The organism is Microbacterium maritypicum MF109 (genome assembly GCF_000455825.1).
Taxonomy (GTDB): domain Bacteria; phylum Actinomycetota; class Actinomycetes; order Actinomycetales; family Microbacteriaceae; genus Microbacterium; species Microbacterium maritypicum_A.
In genome coordinates this window covers 221103-234341 of record NZ_ATAO01000217.1, presented here as the reverse complement: position 1 = coordinate 234341, position 13239 = coordinate 221103, and the positions used below count along the sequence as shown (strand labels likewise).

14 protein-coding genes are annotated in these 13239 nt (G+C 68.2%); 10 read left to right on the top strand and 4 right to left on the bottom strand.

Going from position 1 to position 13239, the window contains the following annotated elements:
* Positions 1-8 precede the first annotated feature (8 nt).
* Entirely contained in the window at positions 9-605 is a 597-nt protein-coding gene (locus L687_RS38975; protein WP_021201267.1) for a TetR/AcrR family transcriptional regulator, read from the bottom strand.
* Positions 606-652: 47 nt separating this feature from the next.
* On the opposite strand from L687_RS38975, the gene L687_RS38970 reads away from it, so the two are divergent.
* From L687_RS38970 to L687_RS38955, 4 genes are all read left to right on the top strand, one after another.
* Entirely contained in the window at positions 653-1600 is a 948-nt protein-coding gene (locus L687_RS38970; protein WP_208323798.1) for a DMT family transporter, read from the top strand.
* A 139-nt stretch (positions 1601-1739) separates the two neighbouring features.
* Positions 1740-3041 carry an aspartate--tRNA(Asn) ligase gene (gene aspS, locus L687_RS38965; RefSeq protein ID WP_021201265.1) on the top strand — a complete coding sequence of 434 codons (1302 nt, stop codon included), beginning with the start codon at positions 1740-1742 and terminating at the stop codon, positions 3039-3041.
* A gap of 82 nt (positions 3042-3123) precedes the next feature.
* Positions 3124-3582 carry a hypothetical protein gene (locus tag L687_RS38960; protein WP_021201264.1) on the top strand — a complete coding sequence of 153 codons (459 nt, stop codon included), beginning with the start codon at positions 3124-3126 and terminating at the stop codon, positions 3580-3582.
* Positions 3583-3584: 2 nt separating this feature from the next.
* A complete protein-coding gene (locus tag L687_RS38955) occupies positions 3585-3926 on the top strand; it encodes a hypothetical protein (RefSeq protein WP_031208045.1) in 342 nt (113 codons plus the stop codon).
* 39 nt (positions 3927-3965) lie between these two features.
* On the opposite strand, the gene L687_RS38950 is transcribed toward L687_RS38955, so the two are convergent.
* On the bottom strand, positions 3966-4721 hold the full coding sequence (locus tag L687_RS38950) for a class I SAM-dependent methyltransferase (RefSeq protein ID WP_021201262.1): 756 nt from the start codon (positions 4719-4721) through the stop codon (positions 3966-3968).
* Between the two features lie 118 nt (positions 4722-4839).
* Here L687_RS38950 and L687_RS38945 point away from each other — a divergent pair, with 118 nt between their 5' ends.
* Both L687_RS38945 and L687_RS38940 read left to right on the top strand, forming a co-directional pair.
* Positions 4840-6648 carry an oleate hydratase gene (locus L687_RS38945; protein ID WP_021201261.1) on the top strand — a complete coding sequence of 603 codons (1809 nt, stop codon included), beginning with the start codon at positions 4840-4842 and terminating at the stop codon, positions 6646-6648.
* Between the two features lie 125 nt (positions 6649-6773).
* Positions 6774-7535, top strand: coding sequence for a glycosyltransferase family 2 protein (locus tag L687_RS38940; protein ID WP_021201260.1), 762 nt, complete (start codon positions 6774-6776; stop codon positions 7533-7535).
* Between the two features lie 13 nt (positions 7536-7548).
* Here L687_RS38940 and L687_RS38935 read toward each other — a convergent pair whose 3' ends face one another.
* Positions 7549-8439: an alpha/beta fold hydrolase gene (locus L687_RS38935; RefSeq protein WP_021201259.1), complete on the bottom strand. Its 891-nt coding sequence runs from the start codon at positions 8437-8439 to the stop codon at positions 7549-7551.
* A 128-nt stretch (positions 8440-8567) separates the two neighbouring features.
* On the opposite strand from L687_RS38935, the gene L687_RS38930 reads away from it, so the two are divergent.
* The 4 genes from L687_RS38930 (at position 8568) to L687_RS38915 (ending at position 12519) form a co-directional block, all read left to right on the top strand.
* Positions 8568-10310, top strand: a complete 1743-nt coding sequence (locus L687_RS38930; protein ID WP_021201258.1) for an MDR family MFS transporter — start codon at positions 8568-8570, stop codon at positions 10308-10310.
* Positions 10273-10767, top strand: a complete 495-nt coding sequence (locus tag L687_RS38925; protein WP_021201257.1) for a MarR family winged helix-turn-helix transcriptional regulator — start codon at positions 10273-10275, stop codon at positions 10765-10767. The genes L687_RS38930 and L687_RS38925 overlap by 38 nt, the downstream gene beginning before the upstream one ends.
* A gap of 54 nt (positions 10768-10821) precedes the next feature.
* Positions 10822-11352 (top strand): MarR family winged helix-turn-helix transcriptional regulator, encoded by a 531-nt coding sequence (locus tag L687_RS38920; RefSeq protein ID WP_021201256.1) that lies wholly within the window; start codon positions 10822-10824, stop codon positions 11350-11352.
* 78 nt (positions 11353-11430) lie between these two features.
* Positions 11431-12519, top strand: a complete 1089-nt coding sequence (locus L687_RS38915) for an alkene reductase (RefSeq protein ID WP_021201255.1) — start codon at positions 11431-11433, stop codon at positions 12517-12519.
* Here L687_RS38915 and L687_RS38910 read toward each other — a convergent pair.
* The gene (locus L687_RS38910) at positions 12483-13217 is read right to left on the bottom strand and encodes a hypothetical protein (RefSeq protein ID WP_021201254.1); all 735 of its coding nucleotides are present in this window, start codon (positions 13215-13217) and stop codon (positions 12483-12485) included. The genes L687_RS38915 and L687_RS38910 overlap by 37 nt on opposite strands.
* Positions 13218-13239 lie beyond the last annotated feature (22 nt).

Sequence of the window (13239 nt, the reverse complement as noted above, 5' to 3'; positions counted from 1 at the left end):
GGGGTCGGTCAGCGCCGGTCCTGCTCCAGAGCGGTGCGCGCCAGCTCTCGCGCCACCTGGAACGGCTCGGCGAAGGTCTCCATCCCGACCGTGACGATCGCACCTTCGTAGAGCAGCATCATGGCCTTCGACATCAGGGCGGGTTTCGAGAGGTGCGCTTCGCGGCACAGCTCGAAGAACAGCTCCAGCAGCCAGGCCTTCTGCCGCGACACCTCGGGAAAGACCGGGTGGCCGTCGTGGCCGTCGCCGATCTCCGCTCGGGCGTTGATGGCACTGCACCCTTTCGGGCTGTACTCGTCGGACCAGGTGATCGCCGCGTCGAACACGGCGAGGACCCGATCGATGCCGGGCTCGGGAGTGCGGTCGAGGTGCCGGGCGACGTGCGCGCGCCAGAGTGCGTCGCGGTGCTGGAGGTAGGAGACGACCAGGGCTTCCTTCGAGCCGAACCGATCGTAGAGCGTCTTCTTCGTGACCCCGGCCGCGTCGGCGATGGTGTCGACGCCGACCGCATGGATGCCGCGTTCATAGAAGAGTCGTGACGCCGCGTCGAGCACACGGGTGGCGCCGGGGGTGAGCGGGGCGAGTTCGGGAACCGGGACGGCCATGTCATTACTATACCGCTCTGACTACACCGACCTGTATAGTCATTGAGATGAGTAAACAGATCGGTGTACTTCGTCTCGTGGTGACGGTGCTGGCCTCCGCGGCGTTCGTCGTGACATGGAGCTCCGGCTTCCTCGTGCCCGCGATCGCCGTCGAGGCCGTGGCACCCCTGACCCTGCTCGTGTGGCGGTTCGTGCCGCTCGCGGTGATCCTGGTCGTCATCGTGGCGCTCACCGGGGCCTCCGAGGGCATCACTCGCGTCGATGTCGGGCGGCAGGCGCTCATCGGCCTCTTCGCGCAGTTCGGCTACTGCGCATCGGTCTATGCGGCGATCGCGGCGGGCGTCGCGACAGGGACGACCGCGCTGATCGACGCCGTGCAGCCGCTCATCGTCGCGGTCCTGGTCGGTCCGCTGCTGGGCCTGCGCGTCCGCGGAGTGCAGTGGGCCGGACTCCTCGTCGGGGCGGCGGGTGTGCTCCTGGTCGTGCGGTCGCAGCTCGACGATTCGGAGGCGCACCCGTCCAGCTATGTGTGGCCGGCGCTGGCAATGGCCTGCCTGATCGTCGGCACGTTCCTCCAGCGCCGCTCGGCGCCGCGGACCGGCACCCTCGTCACGCTGGCCATCCACGTGACCGTGACGGCCGTGGCACTCGTGCCCATCGCCGCGGTCTTCGGAGCGCTCGCGCCCCCGGCATCCGTCTCGTTCTGGCTCGCCGCAGGATTCGCCGCCGCCTTCCCGACTCTCGCCGCCTACGGGCTGTACTGGTGGCTGCTGCGCCGGGTGGGCATCACAGCATTGAACGCGCTGCTCTTCCTGGTCGCTCCGACGACCGCAGCCGCGGGAGCGCTGCTGCTCGGGGAGCCGCTCACCGTCATCACGCTCCTCGGATTCGTTCTGTGCGCCGCCGGCGTCGCGGCCGTGCTCGTGAGCGAAGCACGCGCCGGGGGAGAGGGTGAGCGCGATGTTACGATGGCGACGGCAGCTGCGAGGGAGTGACGACCCTCGGCCTTCGGGCAGGCGGCTCCCGCGCGTCCGGCGTATCGACGAGAGGCCGATGAGCGATCGGCGAAGGTGTGGTGGCACCGCGATCTAGCCCCCGCCCGCACCTCCAGGGCTTTCGCCACCTGGAGGAATCATGTCGCCATCCGACCCCGCTCGCACTCTCGCCGCCCGGCTTCCGTTCACGCCCCCTGGCGCGCGCATCACCCTCATGGGACACGTGCATCGGCGCAGGGAACTCGCCACCGTGTCGTTCCTTATCCTGCGCGACCGCACCGGACTCGCGCAGATCGTGTTCCGGCCCGAACAGCTGCCGGAGGGCGGCCTGCCGGGTGAGGAGACGGTCGTGCGCATCGAAGGTACGGCCACGGCGAACGCGCATGCCCCCGGCGGCATCGAGGTGACCGCTCCCGACATCACCCTGCTCTCGGAGCCCGCGCGCACCCCGGTCGTCGAGCTGTGGCGTCCCACACTCGACGCCGCGCTTCCGACCGTGCTCGACCATGCGGCGGTGACCTGGCGGCATCCTGCCCAGCGTGCCAAGTGGGAGCTGGCGGCGGCGAGCATGCGCGCATTCCGTCACACGCTCGACGCCGAGGGATTCACCGAGATCCAGACGCCCAAGCTCGTTGACTCCGTCACGGAGTCGGGGGCCAACGTGTTCCCCGTCGACTACTTCGGCACCACCGCCTACCTCGCGCAGAGTCCGCAGTTCTTCAAGCAGCAGCTGGTCGGCGTCTTCGAGCGCGTCTACGAGACGGGGCCTGTGTTCCGAGCCGAGCCGCACGACACGGTGAGGCACCTCGCCGAATACGTGTCGCTCGACGCCGAGCTGGGCTTCATCCGCGACCATCGCGATGTGCTCGCGCTGCTGCATCGGGTCCTGCTCGGCATGATCGACGGCATCCGCACCGAGAGCGCGGAGGCCGTCGAGCGCCTCGGTCTCGCTCTTCCGACGATCCCCGACGAGATCCCGGTGATCCACTTCCAGGACGCGCTGCGGCGGGTCGGCGCCCCGGACGACGAGCCCGACCTGGCTCCGGCGCACGAGCGCGCTCTCGGCGAATGGGCGAAGGAGCGGTACGGCAGCGACGTGCTCGCCGTGGAGGGGTATCCGATGCGCAAGCGGCCCTTCTACACGCACCCCCAACCGGACGACCCGCGGTGGAGCAACAGCTTCGACCTGATCTTCCGTGGCCTCGAGCTCGTGACCGGCGGGCAACGCCTGCACCGTCACTCCGAGTACGCCGCGGCCATCGAGGCGCGGGGTGAATCGCGCGACGCCTACTCCGCGTACCTCTCGGCCTTCGCCCACGGGATGCCGCCGCATGGCGGTTTCGCGATCGGCCTGGAGCGCTGGGTGTCGCGGCTCATCGAGGCGTCGAACATCCGGGAGGTGACGCTCTTCCCACGCGATCTGCACCGGCTCACCCCGTGAGCGGTCGGCGTCGGCATCCGTCGTGACTCCTTACGGAGGGAGGCGTATAGACTTCCGAATACGTTCCGAATATCATGAGGATATGACCCTGATCCATGATCCTCACATCACGTCTCGTCGTTCGTCCGACCTGAGTAAGCATTCGGCAGATGTGTTCGCAGAGGCCGAAGATCACACGGTTCGGATCACGCGTCGCGACGGCGAGCCGCTCGTGCTGATGTCGCAGCGCGCGGCGGATGCTCGCGCAATGCTGCTGCAGTTCGCTGCTGATCTCATCACGGTCACCCTCGATGACGAGGGCACTCTTGCCGCGCGCATGTCTGATCGATTCCCCTGGATGCTTGCCTTGTCGGAGGCTGATCGAGCCGCGTGCGCGCAGAACCTCGTCGATGCTGCTCGGGCATCATTTGCCACGGGGCAGCCCCACCTCGCTATCGCAGAGCTCACCTCCTGGCGGGAGACGGCGACGGCTATCGCGGCAGGGCTCTCTGCTCAGCCTGTCGAATGGCTGGATGACGACGAGCTGATCGAGCGTCCCTGAACGTGGCGAAGGACGACCTGGTCCCCAGACCCATGAAGAAGACCGAGTACACCGTCCGGTTTGCTACCTCGGGAGCACGGAAAGGCTGGCGAGACCTGGTCGCGACCATCCGGAACCCGATGGCGGATGCCTGGGACTTCCTCACTCGCACTCCCGCGGAGCGCACACCGACGAACTACCCGATGAGAGGTGAGCTGCAGTTCGTCCAGCGCGGCGCGGCGCGTCACGAGCGCTGGCAGCACAAGCCGACAGCACAGGGCGATGCGCGGATCTGGTTCTACATCGACGGTGACGCTGTGTTGATCGAGCAGGTGCACACGCATCACCCGAACGCGACCAAGTAGCTCCCTTCGACGTCGACGGCGACGGCGACGGCGCGCTCGCTAGGGGCGGCGCGCTTCGATGAGGTGACGGGTCGAGTGCGCGATGAACGGCCCGTCCTGCTGGATCAGGTCGTGGAGGTCGCGCAGTCGGTCGCGGCTGTTCTCCACGGTGAATCCCGGCACCCACCAGATCACCTTGCGCAGGAGATAGACAGCGGCGGCGACGTCGTGGATCTCGATGCGCAGGCGCGCGGTGCGCAGGTCGACGATCTCGAGCCCGGCAGCCTCCGCGGCGGCGACCTCATCATCCTGGTGGCGTCCGCGGCGTGCCTGAGGCTGCGGGCCCAGGAAGAACTCGATCAGCTCGAACGCGCTCGCCGGCCCCACGTGCTGCGCGAAATAGGTGCCGTCGTGCGCCAGCACCCGTGCGATCTCCGACCACCAGATCGTCGCGGGGTGTCTGCTGGTCACCAGGTCGAAGGCCTCGTCGGCGAAGGGCAGTGGAGGCTCGTCGGGGTCGGCGACGACCACCACTCCCCGAGGGTGCAGCAGCTGCGTCGCGCGACGCACGTTCGGCGGCCACGACTCGGTCGCCACGGCCGTTGGCGGGAAAGACGCCGCTTCGGCGAGCACCTCACCGCCCCCGGTCTGGATGTCGAGCGACGCCGAAGCGGTGCCGAGACGGTCGGACAGCAAGCGGGCATAGCCCCAGGGTGGCCTCTCCTCGGTCGCTCGGCCATCCAGCCAGGCGAAGTCCCACCCGGTGACGTCAGCGGTGTCGCCGGCCTCGATCAGCGCCTCGAAGGAATCCGTCATGGGTCGATTCTCCCAGCCCGGTCTACTACGGGTGAGATGCCCCGGCCCGCCTTCCGTTCCTCGCGCTCCTGCGGTCTACTGGACGCGAATCGACCGATGGGCGGGAAGGAAGATCGACATGTATCGGAGCAACGGAAACTACGAGGCCTTCGCGCGGCCCCGCAAACCCGAAGGGGCGGACAACAAGACCGTGTGGCTGGTCGGGGGCGGCCTCGCCGCGATGGCGGCGGCGATCTTCATGATCCGCGATGGCCAGATCGCCGGCGAGCGGATCACGATCCTCGAGGAGCTGGGTCTTCCCGGTGGAGCGCTCGACGGCATCAAGTATCCGGAGAAGGGATTCGTGATCCGCGGCGGGCGCGAGCTCGAGGACCACATGGAGTGTCTGTGGGATCTGTTCCGCTCGGTGCCGTCGCTCGAGATCGACGGCGCCAGCGTGCTCGACGAGTTCTACTGGCTGAACAAGGACGACCCGAACTCGTCCCTGTGCCGGGTGACGGAGAAGCAGGGGCAGGACGCCCACACCAACAAGCTGTTCACGCTCTCCGACAAGGCGCAGAAGGACATCATCGATGTGATCCTCGCCACGCGGGAGCAGATGGAGGGCAAGCGCATCGATGAGGTGTTCGGCGAGGAGTTCCTCGCGAGCAACTTCTGGCTCTATTGGCGCACGATGTTCGCCTTCGAGGAGTGGCACTCCGCCCTGGAGATGAAGCTGTACCTCCACCGTTTCATGCACCACATCGGCGGTCTCCCTGACTTGTCGGCGCTCAAGTTCACGAAGTACAACCAGTACGAATCGCTCGTGCTGCCGATGCGGAAGTACCTCGACGACCACGGGGTGCGGTTCCGCTTCCACCACACCGTCACCGACGTGCACTTCGACATCACGGACGGGCGCAAGCAGGCGACGCGCATCGACTGGATCGCCGACGGTGAGCCGGGAGGCGTCGACCTCGGACCGGACGATCTGTGCCTCATGACGATCGGGTCGCTGACGGAGAACTCCGACAACGGCGACCAACACACGGCGCCCCGGCTCCTCGACGGGCCGGCCCCCGCGTGGGACTTCTGGAAGAAGGTCGCAGCGAAGTCGCCGGAGTTCGGGCGTCCCGAGGTGTTCTGCAACGACATCGACAAGACGAAGTGGGAGTCGGCGACGGTCACCACGATCGACGAGCGCATCCCCGCGTACATCGAGAAGATCGCGCAGCGCGACCCCTTCTCGGGGAAGGTCGTCACCGGTGGCATCGTCACGGCGAAGGACTCGTCGTGGCTGATGAGTTGGACTGTGAACCGGCAGCCGCATTTCAAGGCGCAGAAGCCCAACGAGATCGTGGTGTGGGTGTACGGGCTGTTCGTCGAGACGCCGGGCGACTTCATCAAGAAGCCGATGCAGGACTGCACGGGCGAGGAGATCGCGCAGGAGTGGCTGTATCACCTCGGCGTTCCCGTCGCGGACATTCCCGAGCTCGCCGCATCCGCCGCGAAGACGGTGCCGGTGATGATGCCGTACGTCACGTCGTTCTTCCTGCCGCGCAAGGCCGGCGACCGTCCACAGGTGGTGCCGGAGGGCAGCGTGAACTTCGCCTTCCTCGGTCAGTTCGCCGAGACCACCCGCGACACCATCTTCACGACCGAGTATTCGGTGCGCACCGCGATGGAGGCGACCTATCAGCTGCTCGACATCGAGCGCGGCGTGCCGGAGGTGTTCAACTCCACCTACGACATCCGCTACCTGCTGAAGGCGACCGCGCGGTTGCGCGACGGCGAGGCCGTGCACATCCCCGGGCCGAACTTCGTGAAGGGCAAGCTTCTCGACAAGCTCGACAACACCCAGATGGGCGAGCTCCTCACCGACTTCGGTCTGATCCCGGCGCACGGAAGCACGACCAGGCGCGAGCGAGCGGACGACGCCATCGAGTGACCGGCGGCGGGGGAGTGGGACGCGACCTCACTTCCCCGCCGCGGAGTATCTTCTGCACGACGCAGTTTCGGGTGAGGGCGGGGCACACGGCCGAAACGGTCGGCTACGCGCACAATGGGGGGACGATGACGACCGCCTTCTCTCGTTCCGTGTCCGTGGTGATCCCGGTACGGAACGACGCCCGCCTGCTGGAGGTGTGTCTGCGGGCACTCGAGCATCAGACCCGGATCGCCGATGAGATCGTCATCGTCGACAACGGCAGCAGCGACGACACGGCCGCCGTCGCCGAGGGGTTCGGGGCACGGGTCGTCACCGAGCCGGTCCCGGGCATCCCGCGCGCATCGGCGGCCGGTTACGACGCAGCGACGAGCGACATCATCGCCCGGCTCGACGCCGATTCCCGCCCGGGGCCGGATTGGGTGGAGCGGATCGAGCGCACCTTCCGCGACCGCCCCGACGTCGACTTCGTCACCGGCGAACCGCGCTTCTACGGTTCGACACCTCTGGTGCATTGGATGGGGACGCATCTGTACATCGGCGGCATGTACGCCTCGATGGCTCCGGTCCTCGGGCACGCACCCCTCTATGGATCGAACATGGCCATGCGCGCCACCGTCTGGCGGATGCTGAGCGCCGAGGTGCACCGAGAGCAGACGAACATCCACGACGACTTCGACCTGTCGTTCCACATCCGCCCGGGGATGACCGTGCTGCGCGATCGGGGCCTCGTGGTCGCGGTGTCGGCGCGACCGTTCCAGGACTGGGCGTCTCTGCGACGGCGGTTGAGCTACGTGCTGCCCACGGTGCGGTTGCATCTGTCGCCGGAGCCTCTGCATCAGCGGCGCCGGGCTCGGCGCGAGGCCGATAGGTCCGCAGCCGGTCGGTGACGCCGGAAGCGGGTCAGTCGCGAGCCCGCGCGTAGAGATCGAGCAGGTCGGCGGTCAGCTGGTGCGGTGTGGTCTCGCTCGGGCTGTGTCCCGTCGGGTACGCCCGGAACTCCGCGCCGATCTCGCGTGCATACCGTTCGTGGGCGGCGAGCGGCCACAGGTCGTGCGATCCCGCGACGACGAGCTTGGGCATCGGCAATCCCCGCACGCGGCTGCGCAGATCGGGAGCGGCCATCATCAGGCCGACGATCTCATCGACGCTGCGTCTGCTCGTGAGCGCGAACCGCGAGCGGACGAACTCGAGCCGCCGTGGGGGCACCCGGTTCTTGTTCGTCACGATCCCCCAGATCATGAGGCCGGCGCCGCGACGAGGACTCGCGATCGGGGCGAGGGGTCCCAGCCACTTCATGCTCGCGAACACGTTGCCGGAACCGGGAGGAGTGGTCAGGAGCGTGAGGGAGAGCACGAGGTCGGGGCGACGGACGGCGACCAGCTGTGCGACGGTGCCGGCGAACGAGTACCCGAGCAGATGCGCCGGCGCGCCCGCGTCGAGGAATGCGACCAGGTCGGCGATGAACAGCTCGTACGTGTAGGCGGAGTCCGTGCCGGCCGCGTGCGACTCGTACTGCCCGGCGAGGTCGAACGACTGCACGAAGTACCCCGCCTCGGCCAGCAGCGGCAGCATCAGGGCGAAGTCCTCCTTGGAGCCGGTGGCCCCTGGCACCAGGACCACGCGCGGACGCTCGGGTGCGCCCAGCGAGATCACGGACAACTCGCCGCTGGGGGCACGGAACCACGATCTCGTCGATCCGGCGGGAGGCACGGTCCAGTCGACGTCCCCGATGGCCGCGTCGAGAGAGGCCGGGGCGCCGGGCGCCCGTCCGCTCCTGGAATCAGTCGACACGCTGACACGGTACCCCTCGGTTCCGCCGAGCAGAAGCGCGACGCGAGCACATACGCCTTTAGTTGCGCTTTAGCAACTAAAGGCGTATGGTTGACCTCGATCAACTTTCTACGCAGGAGCGTTACCCCGTGACACACACCCCATCCGCACCCCCCGAGACGACCCGGTCGGCTCGCGAGGTCTTCACCGCGATCTCCGGACTCGTCGTCGGCATGTTCGTCGCCGTGCTCTCGGGCACCGTGGTGTCGACCTCGATGCCGGTCATCATCGCCGACCTCGGCGGCACGCAGTCCCAGTACACCTGGGTCATCACCGCGAGCCTTCTGGCCACCGCCGTCTCGACCCCGATCTGGGGCAAGCTCGCCGACCTCGTCGACCGCAAGGTGCTCGTCCAGATCTCCCTCATCCTCTTCACGGTCGGCACCGTGATCGCCGGCTTCTCGACCGACACGAACATGCTCATCGCGGTCCGCGTCATCCAGGGCATCGGCGTCGGCGGCCTGATGTCGCTCGTCATGATCGCCGTGGCCCTCATCATCTCCCCGCGTGAGCGCGGCAAGTACATGGGCGTCGTCGGCGGCATCATGGCCCTCGGCACCATCGGCGGCCCGCTGCTCGGCGGACTCCTCACCGACGTGTGGGGCTGGCGCTCCAACTTCTTCGTCGGCGTGCCGTTCGCGATCCTCGCCCTGGTGCTCCTGCAGTTCACCCTGCACCTGCCGAAGCCCCAGCGCGACACCAAGGTCTCGATCGACTACTTCGGCATCGTGCTCCTCGCGGTCGGCGTCTCGACCCTCCTGATCTGGGTCTCGATGGGCGGCAACCAGTTCGACTGGGACTCCTCGACGAGCATCATGCTGATCGTCACCGCCGCGGTCGCGATCGCCGCGTTCATCACGGTCGAGTTCTTCGTCAAGGAACCGATCGTCCCGATGTCGCTGTTCCGCAACCGCACCTTCACCCTGTCGGTCATCGCCTCGATCGCGATCGGCGTCTCGATGTTCGCGACGTCGGTGTTCCTCGCGCAGTACTTCCAGCTCGCCCGTGGCGCCACGCCCACCGAGTCCGGCCTCATGACCATCCCGATGATCATCGGCCAGATGGGGGCGTCGATCATCATCGGCCAGCTCGTGAGCCGCTTCGGCAAGTGGAAGGGCTGGATGCTGACCGGGTCGGTCCTCGCGACCGTCGGCGTCAGCCTGATGGCCACGCTCCGCTACGACACCCCGTTCCCGCTCGTCGCCGTCTACATGTTCGTGCTCGGCGCCGGCCTCGGCATGGTCATGCAGAACCTCACGCTGATCGTGCAGAACGACACTGCTCCGCAGCAGCTGGGCGCCGCCTCGTCGAACGTGAACTTCTTCCGCACGATCGCCGGCACCATCGGCGTCACCGTGATGGGCTCGCTGCTGTCCACCAGCGTCGCGAACTACATCACCGATGCGCTCGACGGCTTCGTCCCGTCGACACCCGCCGAGATCGACGCGCTCAAGCACCTCGCCTCGGGTGACGTCCCCAAGGTCGGTCAGCTGCCCGACACGATCCGCACGATCGTCGAAGGAGCTTACGGTCACGGCATCGCCGATTCCTTCATCATCGCCATCCCGCTCGCGGTGATCGCGATCATCGCGATCGCGTTCATCAAGAACAAGCCGCTGTCGACCAAGAACGCCGCCGAGCAGATGCTCGAGCAGGCTGAGGAATCGGTGATCGAGGTCTCCGAGGCCGAGGTCGGAGCCTCGCTCTCCACCGGAACCATCCGGATCGAGGGTGCCGGCAGCGCCCCCGCGACCGGTGCGGTCCGCGTTCTCGAGCGCGACGATCGTGCCCGTGATGACGTTGCCCGCGAAGACCGGGACGGGGAGCGCTGAGGTCATGGCCTCGGCAGGGGTCGCGGCGTCGGATGTCGACAGTGCGCTCGGTGACCTCCAGGCGCATCTGAACCTCATCTTCGCGAGGACCCGGTCGCTGTGGAAGGAATCCGCAGCCCGGGTCCACCCGGAGCTGCAGGTGGCCGGCTACAAACTGCTGACCTTCATCGACAGGGCGGGAACGGCCAACGCGCACGAGATCGCCGAGCGGTTCGAGATGGACAAGTCGGTCATCAGCCGTCAGGTGCGGATGCTGGAAGAGCTCGGTCTCCTCGAGTCCCGCCCCGACGAGCGCGACGGTCGGCTGCGGGTGCTGAGCGTGACCGCCACGGCCTGTGATGCGCTCGCCGCGGTCCGCCGCGACTACGGCACCCGTCTCCAGGCCGTGATCGATGAGCTGACTCCCGAAGAGATCCGGGCGGCGTCCAAGGCCTTCCGGCTGCTGGCCGAGGTCTGACCCGAAGCCCCGCCGTCACGATCGACGGCGGGGCTTCGCCGTACACTGGCGAGCATGAGCGCCTCCTCCGACGCCCCTGCCGATGATGCCGCCGATGATGCCGCGGGGGCCCCTGGCGAGACCCGTGCATCCGCTGCCGCGACCGACCTGCTGGGCGACGCCGACCTCGACCAGGCCGTCACCAGGGTCGAGCAGGAACTGGGTCGACTCTTCGCGCGGATCCGCATCGGCTGGCGTGAGGCCGCAGCGACCGTGCATCCCGATCTGCAGCCCCTCGGCTATCAGGTGCTGACCTCCATAGCGACGGGAAAGGCGACTTCGGCCGGAGCGATCATCGAACGGCTGCAGACCGACAAGTCGGCGGTGAGCCGCCAGGTGCGACAGCTCGAACAGCTCGGACTCGTGGAGAGCGTGCCGGACCCGGAAGACCGCAGGGCCCGTGTGCTCGTGGCGACCGACCTGGCGCAGGAGCGGGTGGCGCTCGCCCGTTCGCGCTATGAGGGGCGCATCGGCGAGCGGCTGCGCAACTGGACCGCGGCCGATCTCGACCACTTCGCCGATCTGCTCGCCGGCCTCGGCGGCTGAGGGAGACGACCGACCTCGTCCGGCGGAGCGAAACGCCGACCGGGAATACGCTGATCCCCTCGCGCCTTACCTCCCACTGTGAATCTCTACGAGCCCGCCGTCTTCGGCGCCCTGCAGCTGTCCAACCGCGTCGTCATGGCGCCGCTCACCCGCACCCGTGCGGATGACGACGGTGTCCCGACCGCGACGATGGAGGAGTACTACCGGCAGCGTGCGGGGCAGGGGCTCATCATCTCCGAGGGCACATGGCCGGTCGCCGAAGGCAAGTCGTACCCCGGGCAGCCGGGCATCGTGACGCCCGGGCAGATCGAGGGGTGGAAGCCGATCACCGCAGCCGTCCATGACGCGGGGGGAACGATCGTCATGCAGCTCATGCACGGCGGCCGTGTGGGGCACCCCGCCATCTCAGGCGAGGTGCGGGTCGTCGGTCCGAGTGCGCTCGCCGCACCCGGACAGACGCGCACGCCCGAGGGCAAGGCCGATCTGCCGGTGGCTCATGCGCTCACCCTCGACGAGATCCCCGAGGTCGTCGAGCAGTTCGCGCAGGCCGCCCGCAACGCGATCGCCGCCGGCTTCGACGGCGTCGAGGTGCACGGCGCGAACGGGTATCTCGTGCACGAGTTCCTCTCGCCGGTGTCGAACGTCCGCGAGGACTCGTACGGCGGATCGCCCGAGAACCGCGCGCGCTTCGCGATCGAGGTCACCGCGGCCGTCGCCGCCGCGGTCGGAGCCGACCGCACCGGCATCCGCCTGTCGCCGCAGCACAACATCCAGGGTGTGCTGGAGGAGGACGATGCGGATGTCCGCGCGACGTACACGGCCCTCGCCGAGGGTCTCGCGCCGCTCGGCCTCGCGTTCATCGACGTGCTCAACGCCGACCCCGCCGGAGAGCTCGTGCAGCACATCCGTCGCACGGCGGGTGCGCCCCTGATCGTCAACACCGGCTTCGCGGCGGAGACGACCAAGGATGAGGCCGAGTCGCTCGTCGCCGACGGGCGGGCGGACGCCGTCGCCGCCGGCCGTCCCGTGATCGCGAATCCCGACCTGGTCGAGCGCTGGATCCAGGGAGCCGAGCTGAACGACCCGCGTCCCGAACTGTTCTACGGCCGGACCGCCGAGGGATACAGCGACTACCCGTCGCTGGAGTCGGTGCGCGCCGGGGTCTGAGGCGGCGTCGACAAGCGCGTGACGGCGAGGTCGACGAGGGCGAGAGCGTCCCGCGGGATCACCGCGGTGCACACGACGTGCTCGTCGACCCGGAAGCCGATGCTGTAGACGAACGGGTCGGTGTCGACGCACAGCGCGGGATGCTCCTCACCGTCGACCTCGACCGAGGCGTCCGATGCCGAGGCGGCCGTGGTCTTCCCGGTCCCGTCGGCGTCGGCACGGGGGTCGGTCGAGAGGCCGAGCTCGCCGCGGAAGCGGTTGCGCAGGATGTGGTCGGTGTGCGCGGCGAGCTGCTCGGCGAGAGAGGCCCCCTCCTGGCCGGGCGATGCATGCCAGGTCGTTCGCACCGCCTCCCACAGCATCGGGTACCGGAAGGCCTGCACCTGCGCGATCAGCCAGGCCGGACGACCCCAGGGCGGCTCTTCCGTGAGGGAGCGCCGTGTGGGTTCGTCCAGCTCGATCTCGTTGCGGGGATCGGCATGGTCGTCGGGGTGCCGCCACAGCGTGTAGCTGAACGATGCCGAAACCTCGTCGCGGCCCGCTGCGCCGGAGATCTCCATGAAGCCGGCCACGGGGAGTCGCGTGAGAGCGCGCTGCGGCTTCAGCTCGAACACCGGGAAGGGGAGGCTCTGCAATCGGGCATCGGACTCGATGCTCGGGTCGGGGGCATCGGTCGGGACCACTCCGCTGTACTCCATCGGTCCAGTGTGGCGCGATCGC